At 72.8% G+C, this 21,355-nt stretch carries 18 protein-coding genes and 1 pseudogene; 6 read left to right on the top strand and 13 right to left on the bottom strand.

The features are described 5' to 3' along the window. Positions 1–93 precede the first annotated feature (93 nt). On the top strand, positions 94–528 hold the full coding sequence (locus ACFZAU_RS29970) for a hypothetical protein (protein WP_500554716.1): 435 nt from the start codon (positions 94–96) through the stop codon (positions 526–528). On the opposite strand, the gene ACFZAU_RS29965 is transcribed toward ACFZAU_RS29970, so the two are convergent. The 7 genes from ACFZAU_RS29965 to ACFZAU_RS29935 all read right to left on the bottom strand — a co-directional run bounded on the left by ACFZAU_RS29965 (position 472) and on the right by ACFZAU_RS29935 (position 10,628). After that, complete coding sequence (locus ACFZAU_RS29965; RefSeq protein ID WP_500554715.1) at positions 472–1,305, bottom strand: hypothetical protein; 834 nt, start codon at positions 1,303–1,305, stop codon at positions 472–474. The genes ACFZAU_RS29970 and ACFZAU_RS29965 overlap by 57 nt on opposite strands. A gap of 117 nt (positions 1,306–1,422) precedes the next feature. Beyond that, the gene (locus ACFZAU_RS29960; RefSeq protein ID WP_500554714.1) at positions 1,423–3,171 is read right to left on the bottom strand and encodes a glycoside hydrolase family 35 protein; all 1,749 of its coding nucleotides are present in this window, start codon (positions 3,169–3,171) and stop codon (positions 1,423–1,425) included. Positions 3,172–3,324: 153 nt separating this feature from the next. Continuing rightward, on the bottom strand, positions 3,325–4,395 hold the full coding sequence (locus tag ACFZAU_RS29955) for a LacI family DNA-binding transcriptional regulator (RefSeq protein ID WP_500554713.1): 1,071 nt from the start codon (positions 4,393–4,395) through the stop codon (positions 3,325–3,327). 136 nt (positions 4,396–4,531) lie between these two features. Next, positions 4,532–5,875: an ABC transporter substrate-binding protein gene (locus ACFZAU_RS29950; protein WP_500554712.1), complete on the bottom strand. Its 1,344-nt coding sequence runs from the start codon at positions 5,873–5,875 to the stop codon at positions 4,532–4,534. Between the two features lie 112 nt (positions 5,876–5,987). After that, positions 5,988–6,929: a carbohydrate ABC transporter permease gene (locus tag ACFZAU_RS29945; RefSeq protein WP_500554711.1), complete on the bottom strand. Its 942-nt coding sequence runs from the start codon at positions 6,927–6,929 to the stop codon at positions 5,988–5,990. 2 nt (positions 6,930–6,931) lie between these two features. Beyond that, positions 6,932–7,852, bottom strand: a complete 921-nt coding sequence (locus ACFZAU_RS29940; RefSeq protein ID WP_500554710.1) for a carbohydrate ABC transporter permease — start codon at positions 7,850–7,852, stop codon at positions 6,932–6,934. Between the two features lie 328 nt (positions 7,853–8,180). Then, positions 8,181–10,628 (bottom strand): FtsX-like permease family protein, encoded by a 2,448-nt coding sequence (locus ACFZAU_RS29935; RefSeq protein WP_500554709.1) that lies wholly within the window; start codon positions 10,626–10,628, stop codon positions 8,181–8,183. A gap of 566 nt (positions 10,629–11,194) precedes the next feature. Here ACFZAU_RS29935 and ACFZAU_RS29930 point away from each other — a divergent pair. Beyond that, positions 11,195–11,935 carry a DUF4328 domain-containing protein gene (locus ACFZAU_RS29930; protein ID WP_500554708.1) on the top strand — a complete coding sequence of 247 codons (741 nt, stop codon included), beginning with the start codon at positions 11,195–11,197 and terminating at the stop codon, positions 11,933–11,935. Positions 11,936–12,489: 554 nt separating this feature from the next. Here ACFZAU_RS29930 and opcA read toward each other — a convergent pair. From opcA to ACFZAU_RS29915, 3 genes are read right to left on the bottom strand one after another with little or no spacing between them, the layout of a single operon-like run. Beyond that, positions 12,490–13,485, bottom strand: a complete 996-nt coding sequence (opcA, locus tag ACFZAU_RS29925) for a glucose-6-phosphate dehydrogenase assembly protein OpcA (protein WP_500554707.1) — start codon at positions 13,483–13,485, stop codon at positions 12,490–12,492. Then, complete coding sequence (zwf, locus tag ACFZAU_RS29920; protein WP_500554706.1) at positions 13,482–15,017, bottom strand: glucose-6-phosphate dehydrogenase; 1,536 nt, start codon at positions 15,015–15,017, stop codon at positions 13,482–13,484. Before zwf ends, opcA begins: the two co-directional genes overlap by 4 nt. Before the next feature lie 49 nt (positions 15,018–15,066). Further along, on the bottom strand, positions 15,067–15,480 hold the full coding sequence (locus tag ACFZAU_RS29915) for an ankyrin repeat domain-containing protein (RefSeq protein WP_500464241.1): 414 nt from the start codon (positions 15,478–15,480) through the stop codon (positions 15,067–15,069). A 378-nt stretch (positions 15,481–15,858) separates the two neighbouring features. Between ACFZAU_RS29915 and ACFZAU_RS29910 the strand changes: the two genes are divergently transcribed. Together ACFZAU_RS29910 and ACFZAU_RS29905 are read left to right on the top strand one after the other, a co-directional pair. Then, the gene (locus ACFZAU_RS29910) at positions 15,859–16,053 is read left to right on the top strand and encodes a hypothetical protein (protein ID WP_018534760.1); all 195 of its coding nucleotides are present in this window, start codon (positions 15,859–15,861) and stop codon (positions 16,051–16,053) included. A 175-nt stretch (positions 16,054–16,228) separates the two neighbouring features. After that, the gene (locus tag ACFZAU_RS29905) at positions 16,229–17,860 is read left to right on the top strand and encodes a hypothetical protein (protein ID WP_500554705.1); all 1,632 of its coding nucleotides are present in this window, start codon (positions 16,229–16,231) and stop codon (positions 17,858–17,860) included. Positions 17,861–17,906: 46 nt separating this feature from the next. Here ACFZAU_RS29905 and ACFZAU_RS29900 read toward each other — a convergent pair whose 3' ends face one another. After that, positions 17,907–18,407: a metallophosphoesterase family protein gene (locus tag ACFZAU_RS29900; RefSeq protein ID WP_500554704.1), complete on the bottom strand. Its 501-nt coding sequence runs from the start codon at positions 18,405–18,407 to the stop codon at positions 17,907–17,909. Positions 18,408–18,565: 158 nt separating this feature from the next. On the opposite strand from ACFZAU_RS29900, the gene ACFZAU_RS29895 reads away from it, so the two are divergent. Beyond that, on the top strand, positions 18,566–19,012 hold the full coding sequence (locus ACFZAU_RS29895; protein WP_500464238.1) for an ATP-binding protein: 447 nt from the start codon (positions 18,566–18,568) through the stop codon (positions 19,010–19,012). A gap of 129 nt (positions 19,013–19,141) precedes the next feature. Next, positions 19,142–20,167 (top strand): GlxA family transcriptional regulator, encoded by a 1,026-nt coding sequence (locus tag ACFZAU_RS29890; protein WP_500554703.1) that lies wholly within the window; start codon positions 19,142–19,144, stop codon positions 20,165–20,167. Between the two features lie 33 nt (positions 20,168–20,200). Here ACFZAU_RS29890 and ACFZAU_RS29885 read toward each other — a convergent pair whose 3' ends face one another. Beyond that, positions 20,201–20,839 (bottom strand): HD domain-containing protein, encoded by a 639-nt coding sequence (locus ACFZAU_RS29885; protein WP_499600618.1) that lies wholly within the window; start codon positions 20,837–20,839, stop codon positions 20,201–20,203. A gap of 152 nt (positions 20,840–20,991) precedes the next feature. Further along, a pseudogene (locus ACFZAU_RS29880) lies at positions 20,992–21,313 on the bottom strand (DUF4326 domain-containing protein). Positions 21,314–21,355 lie beyond the last annotated feature (42 nt).

Here is a 21,355-nt window from a genome sequence, read left to right as displayed (position 1 = left end):
CACGTTGATCGCGGCAAGGGGGCGGGCACGAGGATGGGCGGCGACGACCGTCGGTGGGTGTGGGGGTGGCACGGGCCGCTCAACATCGCGGCGATGCATCTGAGCGGTGTCCTCTTCCTGGTGGGCCTGCACGCGCTGGTCGCTGTGAGCGGCCCGGACCTCTCCTACGGTGATGCCTGGGCGCTGACGATATGGGTCGTGCTGGTCCACGTCGTCGTACAGATCCCTGTCGGGGCCGTGGCCTCCCGCTGGGCGGTGCGGGGACGTGCGCGCGAGGCCGCTGCCGTCGCCGTCGTCGCGGCGGGAGCGCTCGCCTGGGGGCTCTGCCTGCTCGCCGGCGGCGGCGCCGCGGGCGTGCCGCCGTTCCTGTGGTGGCAGACCTGGGCCGGTCTCTGCGTCTCCCTGGGTGCCTACGTATGGCTGTGCACGCTGCGACGTTCCACCGTCCGGCGCTTCGCCCGCCGCGTCGGGTCATGGGCGGACGTCGTGGACGTGTGGCTCATGCTGCTCTTCCCCCGCGGCAGATGAACGCCGCCGCACGGCCCGCGCCTCGTCCCGCACGGCGGCCGTGATCCGCTCGGGGACGGAGAGGTCGGCGGCGCAGGCGGGGCACCGGGTGCGGCCGAAGAGGTGGGTCACCCGCCGGGCGGCCGCGTGCTCCCGGGCCTCGGCGGCCAGGCGGTGCAGCCGCGCGGGCAGCGCCCCGAGGTCGGCGGCCGCCGCGGGGCGGACCGGGGTCCGTACCGGGCCCTGCCGGGCCCGGTACGGGTCGCGGAGGCTGCTGCCGGGGTTCCGGCCGCCCGTACCGCTGAGGTCGATCTCCACTGCTGCCGAGCAGGACGGGCACTCCACGTCGTGGTGGTCGGGGACCAGGCGGTGGTTCCACACCGGCACGCACTCGAAGGCCATGAGGGTCTCCAGGGCGTAGAGGTGGTCGTCCTCGTCTCCCTCGAAGGACCACTCCACCAGAACCCGGTGCATCACCTGGCGCAGTTCGTCGAGCGCGGCGGGAAAGTGCGCGCGGACGTGACCCGGTTCGTGGAGCTGCCCCTCCTCGGCGACGATGCGGCCGGCCAGTGCGAGCGCCCGCGCCTGCTCGCCGGGCCGGCGGCCGATGGCGATGTCCGCCAGGACGGGCAGGGCGGCGAAGCTCGCCGGGTACACGCTCCCTTGGTGGTACAGCCGCTCCCACAGCTCGAACCAGGCGTCGTCCTCCAGTTCGGGATCGCCGACCTCTTCGAAGAGCGGCCCGAGTTCCTCCGCGGAGCCGTAGGCGTCGTCGAGGCGTGACCAGTCGATGGGCATGCCCGTCATGATCGCAGGCGGGGCCGGAGCGGTACGCGCCCGGGCGGCACCGGCCCGCCGCCCGGCGTGCCCAACGGGCGGGCGGGCGGGTCGGTGCCCGCGGGGCTCAGGCCGTGGTCACTCCTCGGTCGGCCCGAGGTCGGGGGTGTCGCGCAGGTCGGCCGTCGCGCGGACGGTCGCGTGGAGTTCGAGGACGACCAGTTCGTTCGTGCCGTGCCGCAGGGCGGGGCCGGGGACGTAGAGGCGGCGCTGCGGCCCGCGGGACCAGAAGCGGCCGAGGGGGAAGCCGTTGACCCAGGCGTTGCCCTTGGTCCAGCCGGACAGGTCCAGGTAGGTGTCGGCGGGCTGCTCGACCTCGAACTCCCCGCGGTGGAAGGTGGGTCCCACGGGCTGCGGGCCGCCGGAGGTGAAGGGGAGGCGCGACAGGTCGTCCAGGGGCAGGGGCCTGCTGCTCCAGCCGGTCAGTTCGGTGCCGCCCGCGGTGACGGTGCCGGTGAGGCCCTTGCGGTCGTGGATGCCCTGACCGTAGTTGACGCGGCCCTGGTTCTCGACGAGGACGGTCAGCGTCGCCCCGCCGTCGGGCACGGTGACGGCGAGGGCGGCCTCGTGCTGTTCGCGTTCGAGGACCCCCGCGGGCGCGCCGTCGAGGAAGACCTGCGCCCGGTCCGCGATCCCGGCGAAGTGCAGCAGGGTGGGGCCCGGTTCGCGCAGCGCGGTCTCGTACAGCACGAAGCCGAAGTCCTGGCCGAGTTCCTCCATGGTCAGCGGTCGCGGCCCGGTCACCGCCTCGCCGAGAAGGACCGCGGAGCCGAGCAGCGGGGCGCTCTGCGCGAGCGGGACGCCGAGGAGGTTGAGCTTCTTGGACGGCTCGGGCAGGGGCTCGTCGGGGACGGTGGTGTGCCGGGCGAGGACGTCGCGGAAGGCCAGGTACTTGGGGGTGATGTCGCCGGCCTCGTCCAGCGGCGCGTCGTAGTCGTAGGAGGTGATGGTGGGGCGGTAGGTGTGCTTGTCGTTGGCGCCGTTGGTGAAGCCGAAGTTGGTGCCGCCGTGGAACATGTACAGGTTGACGCTGGCGCCGGCCGACAGCAGTTCGTCGAGGTCGGCGGCGGCCGACGCGGCGTCGCGCACGACGTGCACACCGCCCCAGCGGTCGAACCAGCCGTTCCAGAACTCGGTGCACATCAGCGGCCCCTCGCCCTGATGCTCGCGCAGCGCGGCCAGGCCCTGCGCGGGGCGGCTGCCGAAGTTGACGGTGGCGAGGACGCCCGGGACGCTGCCGCGGGCGAGGTCGGCGGGCTGGTCGCAGGTGAACAGCGGGACGTCCACGCCGCCCTGCCGCAGCCGCTCCTGAAGGTGCGTCAGGTAGACCGGGTCCTCGCCGTAGGCGCCGTACTCGTTCTCCACCTGCACCGCCAGGACGGGTCCTCCGTTGCCGGACAGGTAGGGGACGACCAGCGGCAGCAGCCGGTCAAGGTAGTCGTCGACCGCCTCCAGGTAGCGGGGATCGGCCGTGCGCAGCCGGATGCCGGGCGTGGCGAGCAGCCAGGACGGCAGTCCGCCGCCCTCCCACTCGGCGCAGATGTAGGGGCCCGGGCGCAGCAGTACGTGCAGGCCCTCCTCCTGGGCGGTGCGCAGGAAGGCCGGCAGGTCCAGGCCGTCGTCGTGGCGGAAGGTGCGCGGCCGGGGCTGGTGGAGGTTCCACGGCACGTAGGTGTCGACGGTGTTGAGTCCGAGCAGGCGTGCCTTGCGCAGCCGGTCGCGCCACTGGGCGGGGTGGACGCGGAAGTAGTGCAGGCCACCGGAGATGATGCGGAACGGCTCGCCGTCGAGGCGGAATTCGTTCCCTTCGATCCGCAGTTCGGGCATGGGCCGTGCTCCTCCAGTGGAGTCGAGTATCTGGTGCGTGCGGTGCGGTCGCGGGGTGTCCGCCGGTGTGCGGCGGGCATCCCGCGACGGGATGTTTGCGTTGCCATCGCGGGGGTGGGCGGTGGCCGGCGGGACAGGGGAGGGAAGGGGCGGTCAGCGGCCCCGCGGCGGAGGGGCGGTGCTGCCGCGCACGACCAGACGGGTGGGCACCAGCGTGGTGCCCCGCTCCGCCTCGTCGTTGCGGATCTGCCGGAGCACGCCGTCGACGCAGCGCCGGCCGACCTCGGCGAAGTCCTGGTGGATCGTGGTCAGCGGCGGCATGTACGAGGCGGCCTCGGGGGTGTCGTCGAAGCCCACGACGCTGACGTCCTCCGGCACGCGCCGGCCGTGCTCGCTCAGCGCGCGCAGCAGCCCGAGCGCCATCTGGTCGTTGGCGACGAACACCGCCGTGCAGCCGGGGTCCCCGGCGATGCGCAGCCCCGCCTCGTAGCCGGACTCCGCGGACCAGTCCCCGCGCAGCAGCGGCGGCACCTCGCGCCCCGCCGCCTCAAGTGCCGCCCGCCAGGCACCCACCCGGCGCTCGGCGGCGAACGACTCCTTCGGGCCGGCGATGTGCCGCACCGTGCCGTGGCCCAGGCCCAGCAGGTGCTCCACGGCCGCCCGGGCGCCGCTGGCCTGGTCGGTGTCGACCACGCAGTAGCGGTCACCGGCGTCGGAGTCCACCACGACCACGGGAGCGGTCGGCGGCAGGGCCACCGTCATCGCGTCCAGCAGATGGACCTCCATGATCATGACGACGCCGTCCACGGCCAGCTCCCCGAGCCGGGTGAACGCGCCCTGGACCCCGTCCTGCGTGGGCGCGGTGACCGGCAGCAGCGTCGTGGCGTAGCCCTCGTGGGCCGCCGAGGACGCCACCGCCTCCAAGGTGCGCATGTTGCCGGTGCTGGAGAGGCTGAACAGGATGACGCCTATGGTGCGGAACTCGCCCCGCTTGAGGGCGCGCGCCGCGCTGTTGGGCCGGTAGCCCAGCTCCTTCATCGCGGCCAGCACCTGCCGGCGGGTCTCCTCCAGCACCCCGGGGAACCCGTTGGAGACCCGGGAGACGGTCTGCGCCGAGACGCCCGCCAGCTTGGCCACGTCGGCCATCGACGCACCGCGCCGCCGCCGCTGCGCGCCCGCCGCCGAGCTCTGTCCGGTCCCGTCCACGTGCGTCGTACACCTCATACGTTTCACAGCCGTTGGTGGTCAGAAGTCTAGGGGGCGGGACCTCGCGGACCGGTGGTCCGCGGGCCCCGACGGCCGGCGCCGGCGCCCCCTTCCGGGAGATCCGCGGGCGCCGGCCGCCGCCCGTGCCGGGGCGTCAGCCGCCGACGCTGAAGCCCTGGTCCTTGCCGTACTTCACCGAGGCCTCCTGCCAGGTGCCCAGGGCGTCGGACAGCGGCGTGGAGGACACGTACGCCTTGCCGACGGTGTCGTTGAAGATCGAGTTGGCGTACACCTGGTACGGCAGGTACGACCAGCCCTTGACGACGTTCCCGGCCGACTTCGCGAAGATCTCGTTGGCCTTCTGGCCGCCGAAGTAGGGGAACTCGGTGTCCAGGAACGCCTGGGAGTTGAGGTCCGCGGTCGTGGCCGGGAAGGCGCCGCCCTTGATGCGGGCCTGCACACCGGCGTCCTTGTTCGCGTACTTCACGAAGGCGTAGGCCAGCGGCTTGTCCTTGGCCGCCTCCATCACCGCCAGCGAGCTGCCGCCGTTCTCGGCGCTGGCGGTCTGCCCCGCCTGCCACTGCGGCAGCGGCGCGGCACGCCAGTCACCGGACGCCGAGGGCACGCCGGAGACGAAGTTCGCGGGCATCCAGGCACCCGTCGACAGCGTGGCGATGGTGCCGTCGGCCAGGCCCTTGTACCACTGGTCGCTCCAGGACGCGATCGGCGCGAGGAGCTTCTCGGAGATCAGCTTCTGCCAGACCCCGGTGAACTCCTTGGTCCCCGCGTCGCCGAAGTCGACGTTCACCTTGGTGCCGTCCACCGTGTACGGGTGGCCGCCCGCCTGCCAGATCAGGCTCGTCACGAACCCGGCGTCACCGGTGTCGTTGGCGATGTACGCCTTCGGGTCCGCCTTGTGCAGGGCGCGGGCCGCCGTCAGGTACTCGTCCCAGGTCGTGGGCACGGCGATCTTGTACTTGTCGAGGACCTTCTTGTTGTAGAACATCGCCATCGGCCCCGAGTCCATCGGCAGCGCGTACACCCCGCCGCCCACGGCCACGGAGTTCCACGGGCCGGGCGAGTACGCCTTCGACAGGTCCTTGGCACCGTACGCGCTCAGGTCCGTGACGGACTTGCCCAGCGCGAACTGGCTCAGCGCGTAGTACTCGATCTGCGCCACGTCCGGCGCCCCGGAACCGGCCTGCACCGCGTTCTGCAGCGCCGTGTACTGGTCGTTGCCCGTACCCGCGTTGACCAGCTTCACCTTGACCTTGGGGTACTTCGCCTGGAAGTCGGTGACCACCTGCTTCAGCGTCGGCTCCCACGCCCACACCGTCAGCGAGCCGCCCTTCTTCAGCGCCGCATCCACGCTGCCCGCGTCCGCGGCCTTGGCGCCCGACCCCGAGTCGTCGGAGGAACCGCACGCGGTCAGGGACAGCGCCGCCGCGCAGAGCACCGCGATCGCCTGCGCCGAACGGCGCAGTGGCTTGTTCGTCATCGCATCTCACTTCGTTGTGGTGGTGGTCTGCGGCACCGCCCGTCGCCACGGCACGCACGTGCCGGGCGCAGGGCCGCAGGGTGAGGGGGGTACGGCGCCACGGCGCCGGTGGTCATTCCTTGACGCTGCCGGCGGCGAGCCCCGACTGCCAGAAGCGCTGCAGGAGGAGGAAGGCCGCGACCAGCGGCACGATGGTCAGCAGCGAGCCGGTGACCACCAGGTTGAACACCGGCTGCCCGCCCGCGGTGGCGGCCTGGGCGTTCCAGGCGTTGAGGCCCAGGGTGAGGGGGTACCAGTCCGGGTCCTTGATCATGATCAGCGGCAGGAAGTAGTTGTTCCACGTCGCGACCACGGTGAAGAGCAGCACGGTGACGATGCCGGGTCCCAGCAGCGGCAGGCTGACCCTGAAGAAGGTGCGGATCTCCCCCGAGCCGTCGACCCGGGCGGCCTCCAGCAGTTCGTCGGGGATCGCCTCGGAGGCGAAGACCCACATCAGGTAGAGGCCGAACGGCGAGATCAGCGAGGGCACGATCACCGCCCACGGGGTGTTGGTCAGGCCCATCTTGCTGAACATCAGGAACGTCGGAACGGCCAGCGCGGCGCCCGGCACGGCGACCGCGCCGATCACCACCGCGAAGACCGCGCGCTTGCCGGGGAAGTCGAACTTCGCCAGCCCGTAGCCGCCCAGGACCGCGAGGAAGGTCGCCCCGCCCGCGCCCACCGCCACGTACAGCAGGGTGTTCAGCAGCCAGCGCACGAAGATGTGGTCGTCGTAGGTGAGGGTCTGCGAGATGTTGTCCCACAGGGCGAAGTCACCGCTGAACCAGAGCCCGAAGGAGTCCAGCAGGCTCTTCTGCGTCTTGGTCGCGCTGATCAGCAGCCACGCCAGCGGGACCAGGGTGTAGACGGCGACGAGCGCGGTCAGGACGGTGAGCAGGACGCTGCGCCGGGGCCGGTCCGAGGAGTGCCGCCGGCCCGGGCGTCCTGACGCCACGGTGGCACGGCGCTCGCGCCGCGGGGCCGGGACGCCGGCCGGGGTGGTCGCCTGAGTCATCGTCAGGCCTCCTTGCGCATGCCGCGCAGCTGCACGACGTAGGCGATGATCATCGTGACGACCCCCATGACGATCGCGACGGTCGCCGCGTAGTTGTGCTGCTGCCCGGAGAAGGACAGCGAGTAGGTGTAGAGGTTCGGCGTGAAGTACGTCGTGATGGCGTTGGGCGCCAGCGGCTTGAGGATGCTGGGCTCGTTGAACAGCTGGAAGCTGCCGATGACCGAGAAGATCGTCGCGATGACCAGCGCCCCGCGGATCGCCGGGATCTTGATGGAGGTGACGATCCGCCACTGGCTCGCGCCGTCGATCTCGGCCGCCTCGTACAGCGAGCGCGGGACGACGTGCAGCGCCGAGTAGAAGATCAGCATGTTGTAGCCGACGAACTCCCAGGTCACGATGTTGCCGATGCTCGCGAGCACCAGGCCGGGTGACAGCGGGTTCGGGATCGCGACGCCGAAGGCGTCGTTGATGTCGGCGACCAGCCCGAAGCGGTCCCCGTACATGAAGCCCCACATCAGCGTCGCCACGACGGCCGGGACGGCGTACGGCAGGAAGATCGTGATCCGGAAGAACTTCCGGCCGTGCAGCCGGCCGCTGTCCAGCGCCAGGGCGACCAGCAGCGCGATGCCCAGCATGACCGGCACCTGCACGGCCAGGAACAGCGCGACCCGCCCGAGGCCGGACCAGAACTGGCCGTCCTGGAAGGCCTGGACGTAGTTGTCCAGGCCCACGAAGGAGGTCCCGCCGATGAGACGGTCGCGGAACAGGCTCAGGTAGATCGAGTAGCCGATCGGCGCCAGGAAGACCAGCGCGAAGACGATCATGAACGGCGCCACGAAGCCCCAGCCCAGCCAGCGCCGGCCCCGGCGTCCTCGGGGAGGAGCGGCCCGGCCGGTGCCCGGTGGCGGCGGTATGGCAGCCATGTTCCCATCCTTCACATCGTCGTGCGGGGACCCGCCGCATCGGGCGGGTCCGGGATGGTTGCGCAAACATCGCCGACCGCAGTCGGCGCACGTTTACGCAAACATTTGATGGACGCGATGGTGACACCGGCCATCAGGACACGTCAAGGGCCCTCACGCGGTTCCCCCACGGCACCCGCCCACCAGGCCGTCCCCGCACGTCACCAGCCTTCGCACCGGCCGCGGCCACCCGCGGCACCCGCGCGACCCGAAGGGCGACTCGCGCCGCGGACCGTCCAGGCGACTCGCACCGCCGGCCCGCGGCGACGCGGACCGGCGGCACACGCGGTCACTCCGTACGCAGCCCGTCCGCCCGCATCAACCGCCACAACGCCGGAAGGCTCAGCACCGTCACCACCAGCACCGCCGCCGCACCGATCCCCGCGTACGGCAGGAACACCCACCAGTCCCGCACCGGCTTCGCCACGACGCCCAGCATCGCCCTGCCCAGCACCAGCCCGCCCGCGATCGCCACGACCGTACCCGCCAGCACCGGCACCGCCGTCTGCCACAACACCGACCACGCCAGCGTCCTGCGCCGCGTACCGAACGCCACCAGCACCGACAGCAGACGCCGCCGCTCCCTCAACTGCTCGACCAGCGCCACCAGCATCCCCGCCGCGATCAGCACGACCGTCAGCGTCCCCCCGACCCGCAGACCGGTCTGCACGCTCGAATACTGCCGGTCACGCTGCACGTTCACCGCCCCGGACACCCGCAACGTCGGCTCCACCCGCGCCGCGGCGTTGCGCAGCCGCTCCGCCGCGTCCGGGACACCGCGGTCGACCGCGACCGCCGCGGACGTCGACGCCTGCCGCAGCCGCTGCCCGGCCAGCGCCCCGGAAGTGGCCAGGATGCCGTCGTGGACCTCACCCAGCGGATCGCGCACCGCCACCACCGCACGGGCCGACACCGGCAACGTCCACAGCTCGCCCCCCGAGCCGCCGTCGGAGATGCCGCCGAGATCCATCCGGCCACCCGGCACGGCGACCTCGTCGGTCAGCCGGTTCCGCTCCCGCACCCGCCCGGACGTCCCCGGCTGGTGCGCCACGAACACGTCACCGTCACGGCACGAGGGCAACGAGGCCAGCGACCGCAGCGTCGCACAACTCCCCACCGTGAGCGTGGTGACCGACCCGGGCCCCCATCCCGCGTCCGCGCGGCTCACATAGGCCTCGACGGTCGCGACCACCCGCCGCACGCCCTCGACCCGCCGGAACCGCTCCGCCATCCGCTCCGCCAGCGCCGGAGAACCCGCACTGCCCGAACCGGTGGCGACATGGAAGTCCGCACGCACGACCGCGGCCCCCGCCCCCTCGACCCGCGCGCCCCCGGCACCCGCGGACGACTCACTCGCCGCCTTCGGAGCCGACGACGACGCGAAGTCCTCCTGCATCCCGCCGAACACCATCTGCAACGCGATCGCCCCGGCCACCGCCACGGTGATGCCGCTCACCGCCCGCGACGCCGTCCCACTGCCCAACTGCAGCCGCCGCACGGCGAGTTGCCACGCGACCGGACCCCCGCGCAGCCGCCGCACCGCGGCCTCCACCAGCCACGGCAACACCCCCGTCAGCCCCACCAGGACCAGCACCGCACCCAGCGCGACCGGATACACACCCCCCGAACCGAGCTCCTCCTCCGCCGACCCCGCCCACGTCAGCACACCGACGCCGACCACGGGAGCCACCAGCCGCCACCACAACCGGCGCGGACGCAACGCGGCATGCCGCACCACCCCCAACGGCTCGATCACCACCGACCGCAAAGCCGACTGGGTGACCAGCACCGCACCCACCAGGATCGCCACCACGATCAGACCCGCGAGCGCCGGGTCCGGGGCGACGTCCGACGGGAAGGCACTCACACCCCACAACCGCACCGACCCCGCCAGCCGCCGCGCCCCGAGGAACAACCCGGTACCGACCAGCAACCCGAGCACCGCACCGAACAGCGCCTCGCCCGCCGCGATACGACGCGTCATGGCCGCGTCCGCACCGACCAGCCGCAGCGCCGCCAGCCTCCGGTCCCTGCGGTCACCGCCGAAACGTACGGCCGTGCCGACGAAGACACCCACCGGCACCAGCAGGACGACACAGATCAGGACGACCAGGACCATCAACCGCGGGTCGAACCGCCCCGGACCCGGGTCATGGCCGTAACCGGCGGACCTGATCGCACCCCCGCTGCGGGACAACGTGCCGCTGCCGGCGTAGAAGCGCAGCTCACCCGGTTCGAGCAGCCCCGGGTCCGCGATGGTCCCGACGATCCGGTAGTCGAGCCGCTCCTTGAGGAGGGCACCGGACGCCGAGCCCAGCAGCCCGCGCAGGGCGGGCGAGACCACCATCTCCCCCGGCCCGGGGATCCGCGCCACACCCGGTGGCGGCGGAGCACCGGGACCGTCCGGGCGCAGCAACTGCCCGCCCACGGCCTCACCGCGGAACTCGGTGCCGGCGTCGTACCAGAGGAACGTCGTGTCCCCCCGCCCCACCGACACCTCGCTCCCCACGTTCGGCGTCTCCCGCGCGTGGCCGCGCCCTTCCCGGGCGTCGAGGACGTTCGGCACGGCGGCGGCGAGGAACAGCAGGGCCACACCGAGGCCGACACCGACCGCGGTCAGGGCCGTGCGGATCCACCCCTCGCGCCCTCCGGCGACCGCCAGCCGCATGCCCAGCGCCAGGTCCGCGAGTGCCGGACGGATCCGCCCGGGCGCACCGCCGGCAGGTGGGCGGCTCATGCGGCGCCTCCCGGGGCGGAGGTGCCGTCGTGCGTCACCGTACGGCGGCGGGCACGGGACGCGACCTGGGGCGGTGCGAGCGGAATCGGGAGCGGGTCGAAGAACATGCAGTGAATATACACCGTGTCTATACACTCGATGTCTACCCACAAGGTGTGATCACATCACGCCCGCGATTCCGGCTCAACACCTCCGTTTTCGCCGCCGAATTGACGAGGGGAGCGGGCGGACGCGAGGAGGCGGCCCCGGGACATCACACGCACAGTGGCAGTGTCGACATGGGTGGGGTGGAGCGGCCACCGGTCCGGGAGCGGAGTCACCGGTGCGGGGCAGTCTCGACCTTCGCATTACTCGTAGCGCGCACGATCGACGCCACCTCACGGCACCCCCTGTTCCTCCGGCGAAACGTGCAGGTGGGAGAGGCGTTCCCGCCCTCGGACAGCGTGACCGGGCCGAGGACGGCGAGCGCGCGTCAATGATGTGGACTGGCCAAGATCTTCTGCCGTAATGTCCTTCTGCCCGCCGCTCGGCGCGCACGTCTCATGTTGTGTCCCTGGGGGGATTCCATGTCGTTCAGCCCTGTCGGGCCGCCGCCCGGCGCCCCGTACCCCGTACCCGCCGGACCGCCGGCGACCATCGCCGTGCTGCGTTCGCCGCTGGGCCTCGCGACCGCGGTGGTGGTGCTCCTGTCGCTGGTCATCGCGGCCGACGTGGTCGACATCGCCGCGGAGGCCGGCCGCTACGCCCTCATGGGCACGGCCGTCGCGGACGAACTCGCCACCGTCGACCAGTCCGCTCTGAGCCGCTCGGACATCTGGGTCGGCGTCGCGGCCGCGCTGCAGTTCCTCACGTTCGCGGCGACGGGCGTCCTCTTCGTCATCTGGTTCCACCGGGTGCGCTCCAACGGTGAGGTGTTCGCCCCCAACGGCTTCGAGAAGGCCCGCGGCTGGGCGATCGGTGGCTGGTTCATCCCGGTCGCCTTCTTCTGGATCCCCTTCGGGATCGCTCGGGACACCTGGGTCGCGAGCTCCCAGACGACGCAGGACGGCCGCCTGCGACCCGCCGACTCGGGTCCCGTCTCGTACTGGTGGGCGGCGTGGGTGGCCGGCCAACTCCTGGACCTGCTGGCGGCGCTCGTCACCAACGAGAACTCCGGGTACTCCGACGACCTCCGCGACGCCGCGGGCATGACCATCGCCGTGGACGGCGTGGACATCCTGGCCGCGATCCTCGCCATCCTGTTCGTCCGCAAGCTCACGGCCATGCAGCACCGCAAGGCGACGGAAGGCCCGTTCGCCCTGTCCTGACCGTCGAGCCCGTCACCATCCGCCGATGGTGTGGCGGCCCCGGTCCGGCGGGCCGATGGGAGTCGCGACCGGCACCGCGGCGTCGGCGGGGCGTCGGGCCTGCGCGGAGGCGTGTCAGCGCGCGGTCAGCGCCGTGTCAGCGGGGGCGGGCAGCCTGCGGTCATGGACACCGTGACCGCGGACCGATCCGCCCCCGTCTCCCCTGCCTCCCCCGCCCTTCGCCCCCGTGCCTCGGACCCCGCGCGTTCCGCGCCGGCCGCGTTCGTGCGCTTCGTCGTGTGCGGTGGCGGGGTGGGGCTGGCGTCCTCCGCGGTGCTCATGGCGCTGTCGGGGCGGGTGCCGTTCGCCCTGGCGAACGCGCTCGTGACGGTGGCGTCGACGGTGCTGGCCACCGAGTTGCACGCGCGCTTCACCTTCGGCCGCGGCCGCGCCGGGTGGCGGGCGCACCTGGAGTCGGCGCTGACGGTCGTGGTCTGCTACCTGTTCACCACGGCCGCCGTGCTGCTCCTGCAGGCGGTGTGCGCCGCCCCCGGCGTACTGCTGCGGCAGACGGTCTACTTGGCGGCCTCCGCGCTGGCCGGACTGGGCCGCTTCTTGGTGCTCCGCGCGGTGGTCTTCGCCCGGCGGGGCGGCTCCGCCACCTCGGTGTGGCGCAGGGACGCGGCGTACATCTCGTCGGGGTCGAGCCGGCGCAGTTCCTCCGCGACGAGCTCGGCGGTGGCCCGGACCTTCAGCGCGAGGTGCCGGCTGGGCTGCCCCGGGATGGTGAGGGTGGCCAGCGGTCCCTCGGGGCGGTCGATGGTGATGTCGCCGTCCGCGGTGCGCAGCCGTACCGCGGTGACGACCGGACCGTCGGTGACGACGCGGTCGACGGGCACGCGCAGCCGGTTGCCGAGCCAGCGGGCGAGGAGTTCGGCGCTGGGGTTGTCCGCCTCGCTCTCGACGGCGGCCGAGGTGACCGTGGCCCTGGCCTGGTCGAGCGCCGCGGCGAGCATGGACCGCCAGGGCGTGAGCCGGGTCCAGGAGAGGTCGGTGTCGCCGGGGGTGTAGCCGGCGGCGCGGGCCTCCAGTTCCTCCAGGGGCCGCTCGACGGCGTACGCGTCGGTGATCCGGCGCTGCGCCAGGGCGCCGAGGGGGTCGGCGGCGGGGTTGGCGGGCGCGTCCTCGGGCCACCACACGACGACGGGGGCGTCGGGCAGCAGCAGCGGGAGCACGACGCTGTGGGCGTGGTCGGCGAGTTCGCCGTGCAGGCGGAGCAGGACGATCTCGCCGGTGCCGGACTCGCCGCCGACGCGCACCTCGGCGTCGAGGCGTGCGTTGCGCCGGTCGCGGGGGGAGCGTCCTGGGCGCTTGATGACGACCAGGATGCGCGAGGGGTGCTCGCGGGAGGCGTCGGAGGCGGCCTTGAGGGCGTCGTAGTGGTTGCCCTCGTCGGTGACGATGACGAGGGTGAGCACCATGCCGACCGCGGGGCTGCCGATGGCCCTGCGGGCCTTGATCAGCGCCGAGTTGATCTTGCTCGAGGTGGTCTCGGTGAGGTCGATGTTCATGGCCGGCGCCAGCTCCTGCCGTCTCGTGCGAGCATCTCGTCCGCCGCCTTCGGACCCCACGTACCGGCGGTGTACTGCTCGGGCCTGCCGTGCCGGTCCCAGTACTCCTCGATCGGGTCCAGGATCCGCCAGGACTCCTCCACTTCCTGCGGGCGCGGGAAGAGGTTGGCGTCGCCGAGCAGGACGTCCAGGATCAGCCGCTCGTAGGCCTCCGGGCTGGACTCGGTGAAGGACTCGCCGTAGGCGAAGTCCATCGTCACGTCCCGGATCTCCATCGAGGTGCCCGGCACCTTCGAGCCGAAGCGCACGGTGACGCCCTCGTCCGGCTGCACCCGGATGACCAGGGCGTTCTGCCCCAGTTCCTGGGTGTCGGTGTGGCTGAAGGGCAGGTGGGGCGCGCGCTGGAAGACGACCGCGATCTCGGTGACGCGGCGGCCCAGGCGCTTGCCGGTGCGCAGGTAGAAGGGGACGCCCGCCCAGCGGCGGCTGTCGATCGCCAGTTTGATCGCGGCGTAGGTGTCGGTCTTGGACTTGGGGTCGATGCCCTCCTCCTCCAGGTAGCCGAGCACCTCCTCGCCGCCCTGCCAGCCGTGCGCGTACTGGCCGCGCACGGTGTGGGCGCCGAGGTCCTCGGGGGGCCGCACGGCCTGGAGGACCTTGAGCTTCTCGCGGACGAGGGACGTGGCGTCGAAGCCCGAGGGTTCCTCCATCGCGGTCAGTGCGAGGAGTTGGAGCAGGTGGTTCTGGATGACGTCGCGTGCGGCGCCGATGCCGTCGTAGTAGCCCGCGCGGCCGCCGATGCCGATGTCCTCGGCCATCGTGATCTGCACGTGGTCGACGTAGGAGCGGTTCCACAGCGGCTCGAACATCGTGTTGGCGAAGCGCAGCGCCAGGACGTTCTGGACGGTCTCCTTGCCCAGGTAGTGGTCGATCCGGAACACCTCGGCGGGCGGGAAGACCTGGTGGACCACCCGGTTGAGCTCCTGGGCGCTGGCCAGGTCGTGGCCGAAGGGCTTCTCGATGACGGCGCGCCGCCAGGAGCCTCGGGGAGGGTCGGACAGTCCGTGCTTCTTCAGCTGCTGGACCACGGTGGGGAAGAACTTGGGCGGCACCGAGAGGTAGAAGGCGAAGTTGCCGCTGGTCCCGCGGTCCTTGTCGAGTTCCTCCACGGTCGCGCGCAGCTTCTCGAAGGCGTCGTCGTCGCCGAAGTCGCCGGGCACGAAGCGCATTCCGGCGGAGAGTTCCGTCCAGACCTCCTCGCGGAAGGGGGTGCGCGCGTGCTCCTTGACGGAGTCGTGGACGACCTGTGCGAAGTCCTGGTCCGCCCAGTCGCGCCGCGCGAAGCCGACGAGCGAGAAGCCCGGCGGCAGCAGCCCGCGGTTGGCCAGGTCGTACACGGCGGGCATCAGTTTCTTGCGGGACAGGTCGCCCGTCACACCGAAGATCACCAGGCCGGACGGGCCCGCGATGCGCGGCAGCCGCCGGTCGGTTGGATCGCGCAGCGGATTCTTCCAGCTGTCGGTTTCCGTCATGGGTCCACTTCTCTTCATCGTGGGTACGGCGTCGTCGTGGCGGCCGGGGTCATGCGGCGCCGAAGAGTTCCAGGAGTGCGTCCTTGCCGAACATGCGGGCCGTGTCGATGGCCGAGGGGGTGCCCGCTGCGGGGTCGGCGCCGCCGTCGAGGAGGACGCGGACCACCTCGTCCTCGCCCTTGAAGACGGCGCCGGCGAGCGGCGTCTGACCGCGGTCGTTGGCGCGGTCGGGGTCCGCGCCGTGCCGCAGGAGGGCGGCCACGGTGGCGGCGTGGCCGTGGTAGGCGGCGAGCATGACGAGGGTGTCGCCCTTGTCGTTGGTGAGGTCGGCCGGCACCCCGGCGTCCACGTACGCCGTCAGGGTCTGCGTGCCGCCCCGGCGGGCGAGGTCGAAGACCTCGGCGGCGAGTCGCAGGACGCCGGGGTCCTGGGCCGGGTCGTTCTGCGGGGTCGGCTCGCTCATCGTTCCTCACTGGAGGTGGCTGGTCGCCGTGCGCGGGAGGGGCCTTCGTGATCCACCCTAAGCGGCCTCAACGGCCCTGGCCTCGCCGGAGGTGCCGGCGCTGCGTGGCACGGCGGGGACGTGGACCGGACAAGAAGCCATGGCCGAAGCTTAACGATTTTGATCACTCGAACGGGCGACTTCGCTGCTCCGTCGGCGGGGCCTGCCCCATGACACGCCGGACGACCGGCGAGGATCACACCGCAAGAAACAGTTCGGCAGAGCCGAAAGGGTGAACTTCCCTACAAATCACCCATTCGCCTCTTTTCAGAACATATTACTAACTGTAATTCTGGAACAACTCATGGTGACAGTCCCCATCACACAGGAGTAGCCCCCATGATCCTGTCCATCTCAGGCGTCGTCCTGCTCGGCATCATCGTCTTCCTGTTCTTCCGCAAGGACGGACTCAAGGCGTCCCACGCGCTCGTCTGCGCCCTCTTCGGCTTCTACCTCGCGGGCACCGCCATCGCCCCGAGCATCAAGGCCGGCGGGGCGAGCCTGGCGAGCCTCCTGGGCGGGATCAAGTTCTAGCGCGGCCGTTCCGCACGGCCGAACCACCACCGGGCCCGGCGCCGCTCCGCACCGGGCCCTTCCCGTCCGGTCCCGTCCCGCTCCCCCGTCCCGTCGCGTCCCGTCCTGCCGTCCCCCCGGTCCCGTCCCCTCCCTCCCGTCGTACCGTCCCCGCAACGATCCTCTGGAGCTCCCCGTGGTCCGGCGCACCCTCTCCGCCCTCCTGAGCAGCCGCCCCTCGCTCACCCGCGGCCGTGAGCTCGCGCGGGCCGCCGTCGACAGCACCACGGACGTCCTCCACCCGCTCTTCGTCATCGCGCGCGGGCTGCGCCGGCAGGCCGGCTGGGCGCGCGAATGGTGGGGCAGCACCCCCAAGGACCGCCGCGGACCGGCACTGATGGCCTCCGTGGGCGCCGGGTTCCTCGTCCTGGTCCTGCTCCCCTACGGCGCCTACCTGCTGGTCGCCGCGCTGATGGGCTCCGCCGGCTGGATGGGCCGCGACCGCACCCCCGCACCGACCGGGCCGAGCGGCGCCGAGAACGACCGGCTGACCGCGCTGTACGAGGCCCTGGTGCCGTACCTGTCGGTGGCCGACGACCCCAGCCCGCTCTACGCCCACGACGGCAGCTGGGAGAACGCCTTCGGCGACCACGCCTTCGAGGACGGGCGGCTGGTCCGCCTGAACCTGAAGTACCCCGCCTACTTCACCGACGGCGAGCCCGCCGCCCGGGCCCGCGTCGAGCACGTGCTGCACGCCAAGGTGGGGCGCGGCCGCGAGTACCGCTTCGAGTGGAACGAGGAGGAGAACCACCTCACCCTCACCGCGCTCCCCCCGCTGCCCACGGACATCGCCGCCCAGCGCTTCGTCACCTCCCCCGGCGAGACGGTGCTCGGCTTCACCGACCCCGAGGCCGTGCAGCGCACCGTCCCGGTCGGGGACGGCGAGGACGTCAGGGACGCGCCGCCGGTGGTCTGGCGCACCGGACCGCGTTCCACCGAGCCGCACCTGCTCGCCCTCGGCCAGCCCGGCACGGGCACCACGACACTGCTGCGCTCCATCGCGCTCCAGGCCCTGCCGGAGGGCGACCTCGTGGTCGTCGACGGCAGCGGGACGGGCGAGTACGCGTTCCTGAGCGAGCGGCCCGGAGTGATGGCCGTCGAGAGCGGCCTCGCGGGGACGCTGGCCACCCTGGAGTGGGCGGCGCACGAGACCGAGCGCCGGCTGATCGCCGTCAACCGCGCCCGGCAGGCCGGCCGGACCGCTCCCGACGACGTACGACGCCCGCTGTGGATCCTGGTCGACCGGCCGACGGTGCTCAGCCACCTCGCGCACGCCGAGAACCGCCCCGACCCGCAGGAATTGCTGGACACCCCGCTCCGGCACGGCCGCGCGGCCGGGGTGACCGTCGCCGTCGCCGACCACCTCGACGGCGCCGAGGCACTCGCCCAGGTGGTCGTCGCCCACAGCAGGGCCCGGATGCTGCTGGGCGCGGTCACCGCGGAGCAGACCCAGGCGGTGCTCGGCGCGCCGCAGTGCTCGACGTCCGCCGCCGAGGTGCCGCCGGGCCGCGGTTACGTGCGGCTGGGCTCGGGCCCGGTGCTCCGGGTGCAGGTGCCGGCCACCCCGGACCCCTTCGACGAGGACGCCGGCGACGCGCACCGCCGGGCCGTCATGGCGCTGCTGCCGCCCGCGGACGCCGCCGGCGGCGCGGAACCCCGGGAGCGGGAGGCGGAGGCCGCCGAGGCCGCCGAGGCCCCCGGCGCGGTCCGGCTCTCCGGGCACCCGGGCGCCGTCCGCCCGGCCGGCGACCCGGCGCTGGAGCACTAGAACCCCGGCACCCCTGCCCTGGTCGGCGCCTCGGTCAGCGCCGCGGTCAGCGCCGCGGCAGTTCGTGCAGACGTACCTCGGTCAGCGCGCCCGCGGCCGCGACGGCGGTGAGGTAGGTGCCGTACGGCTGGCGCCTGCGGTCCGTCGGCGAACCGGGGTTCAGCAGCCGCAGCCCGCCCGGCGCCGTGCTGTCCCAGGGGATGTGGCTGTGCCCGAAGACCAGGACGTCGAGGTCGGGGAAGCGCTCCTCGCAGCGGCGTTCGCGTCCCTGCGCCGGGCCGCTGTCGTGGACGACGCCGAAGCGCAGGCCCCCCAGCTCCGCCCGGGCGACCTCGGGCAGCCGCGCCCGCAGCCCCGGGCCGTCGTTGTTGCCGTACACGCCGATCACCCGGCGGGACCGCGCCTGCAGCAGGTCGAGCGTCGCGTCGTCCACCCAGTCGCCGGCGTGGAGGACGACGTCGGCCTCGGGAATCCGGTCCAGGAGTTCGGCCGGAAGCTCCTTGGCACGTTTGGGCAGGTGTGTATCGGACATCACAAGAAGACGCACACGTCCACGCTATCCGCGCGGGGGGACGGGAGCGGTGCCGGGCACGGCGGCCGGAAGGGAGGCCGACGTCGCGGCGTGCCGCGCGGGGCGGCGTGGCCGGTGGGGCGACCCCGCGGTCGCCGGGACCGCGGGCCTCATCGATGAAGGGCCCACACGTCATGTGCGGTGACACCACCCCCACCCGTTCGGCGGAACTCGTACAGCCCGCGGAGGCCGCCTACGTGGGCGCCGCGCGCCACTTCGCGTCCGAGCTGCTGGGGCTCTGGGGACTGGCCGCGGAGGACCGCATCGCCGCCGAGCTGATCGTCGACGAGCTCGCCGCGAACGCCGCGCGCCACGGCAGGGCGCAGATGTCGGTCCGGCTGTGCCTGCACGACGACGGCCTGGTCATCACCGTCACCGACAGCGGCGAGGCCCGGCACCACGACGGGGCCTCCCCCGACAGCACCCCGCCGGACGAGCACGGCCGCGGGCTGGAGATCGTGCGCAGGCTGGCCGGGTCCACCTGCATCCACGACGACGAGCGCGGCCGCCGCGTGGTGACCACGCGCCACCTCGCCCCGCTCCAGCGGTCCGTCGCGGGGGTCACCAGCCCGGCGTCGTAGGTGCCGGTGGACATGGGCGAGAATGACGGGCCGGACAGCGACGGGCGGGCCCAACGTGCCCGGGACGCGGGCCACATGAGTGCCCGCGGCCGTTCCGCCGGACACCCGCCCGCTCCAGGAGGAACGACCGTGACGTCCCGTGTGAAGCCGTCGGTGCCGCCGGGGGCCGCGTCGGTGGTGGCGCCGCACCGGGTGCTGGTGCTGCTGTTCGAGGGCCTGCAGTTGATGGACGTGACGGGTCCGCTGGACGTGTACACGGCGGCGAACGAGTACGGCGCCCGGTACGTGACGCGGACGGTGTCGCTGGACGGCCGGCCGGTGACGACGACCGCGGGGCTGCGGCTGGTGCCGGACCTGTCGCTGGCGGAGGTCGACTTCCCGGTCGACACGCTGCTCGTCCCCGGGCGCCCGGACTGGTGGGCGGCGGTGGCCGACACCGCGCTGGTGGACGGCATCACCCGGCTCGCGGACCGCTCCCGTACCGTCGCCTCGGTCTGCGCGGGCGCGTTCCCGCTGGCCGCGACCGGGCTGCTGGACGGACGCCGGGCCGCCACCCACTGGCGGCTGGCCGACGACCTCGCCGCCCGCTACCCCAAGGTCGAGGTCGACAGCGACGCGATCTTCGTCAGGGACGGCCGCTTCATCACCTCCGCGGGCATCAGCGCGGGCATCGACCTGGCCCTGTCCCTGGTCGAGGCCGACCTGGGACCGGACATCGCCCGCAATGCCGCCAAGTTCCTGGTCGTCTTCATGGCACGTCCCGGCGGCCAGTCGCAGTTCAGCGTCCGGCAGAGCCCCCGGCACCCCGCCCACTCGGTGCTGCGCCGGGTCCTGGACCAGGTCGCCGCCGACCCCGCCGCCGACCACAGCCTGCCCGCCCTGGCCGCCCGGGCCGGGGTCAGCTCCCGCCATCTGACCCGGCTCTTCCGCACCGAGACCGGCGGCACCGCCGCCCAGTACGTCGAACGCGTCCGCGTCGAGGCCGCCCAGGCCCTGCTGGAGGCCGGCGACGAAGCCCTCGACACCGTCGCCCGCCGCAGCGGCTTCGGCTCCGAGGAGACCATGCGCCGCGCCTTCCGCCGCCGCCTGGGCGTCAGCCCCGGCGCCTACCGCGACCGCTTCCGCACCACCCGCCCCCACGGCACCCGCGAGTGACGGCCACGGGCACCGGGGGACACCGGCGCGGGGTCACTCCGCCCAGGGGGACTGCAGGATGGTGTCCACGAAGTTCCCGCGGACGAAGCCCGGCACGAAGCGCTCCAGCACGTCGGCCTTGACGTTGCCGAACGTCGTGTCGGGGCGCGGCGCGATGCCGTGGGTGAACTCCTTGAGGATGTTGTTCTTGAAGTCGGGCCGCGGGTGGACGGCGACGACCGCCTCGCGCTCCTCGGGCGTGATCTCGTCGTAGCCGATGCCGAGGACGTCCACCTCGACGCCCGAGGTGACCAGCGCGATCTCGGGCGCCATGTGCCACGGGATCTCCGGGGTGGTGTGCAGGGCGATCGCCTCCCACACCAGCCGCGCGCGGTCCGCGGGGACGTCGTGCTCCAGAAGGAAGCGGCGGGCCTCGTCGGCGCCGTCGATCTCGAAGCGCTGGTCGGTCCTGGCGTAGGTGTCGGTCAGCCCGAGGTCGTGGAAGAGGGCACCGACGTACAGCAGCTCGGGGTCGACGTCCCACCCGCGGTTGCGGCCGCGCATCGACGCCCAGAAGTACACCCGGCGGGAGTGGTGGTAGACCACCGGGTCGGCGGCCTTCCGCACCAGTTCGGTCGCCTCCGCCACGAGCCGGGTGTCGGGGACCTCGATGTCCGCGATGATTTCAGCCACGTCGAATCTCCTGACAGGATTCCGGGTTCCGCCGGCCTCCGGGCGGGGCGCCCGGTGCCGATGGGTCCATCCTCGGACGGGACGGCCGGGCCCGCCGGACGCGGTACGGACGCGCGACCCTCGGATCGGGACACGCGGCCGCCGCGGCCGAATCAGGCGGCGTCGGCGAGTTCCGCGATGACCTGCGCGTGGCACGGTTCGGGCACGCACCAGCAGCCGAGCCTGCGGCCGCGCAGCGCGGGCAGCATCGCGAGCAGGTCGGGGCGGCCCAGCAGGTGTTCGCGGTACTTCTCCAGCACCTCCCGGCGGGTGCCGTCGGGCCCCCGGCCGGTAGGGGCTGGCCAGCGGGGATCCGGGCAGGTGCCATCCGCCGCGGTGCATCGGGCGGCCGACGTAGACGACGTCCGCGTACGCCGGGTCGTCGCGGTGGCCCTTGAGGTTGACGACGGTGGTCCGGGGCTCGGTGTCGCTCATGGCCTGTTCCTTCCTGGGCGCCGGGTCCTGGGCGCCGGTGCG

The sequence above is a fragment of the Streptomyces sp. NPDC008238 genome (assembly GCF_042956445.1).
In the GTDB taxonomy this organism is placed as follows: Bacteria; Actinomycetota; Actinomycetes; order Streptomycetales; family Streptomycetaceae; genus Actinacidiphila.
Note: the sequence above shows the minus strand (reverse complement) of the source record. Positions and strands in the feature narration are given on the sequence as shown.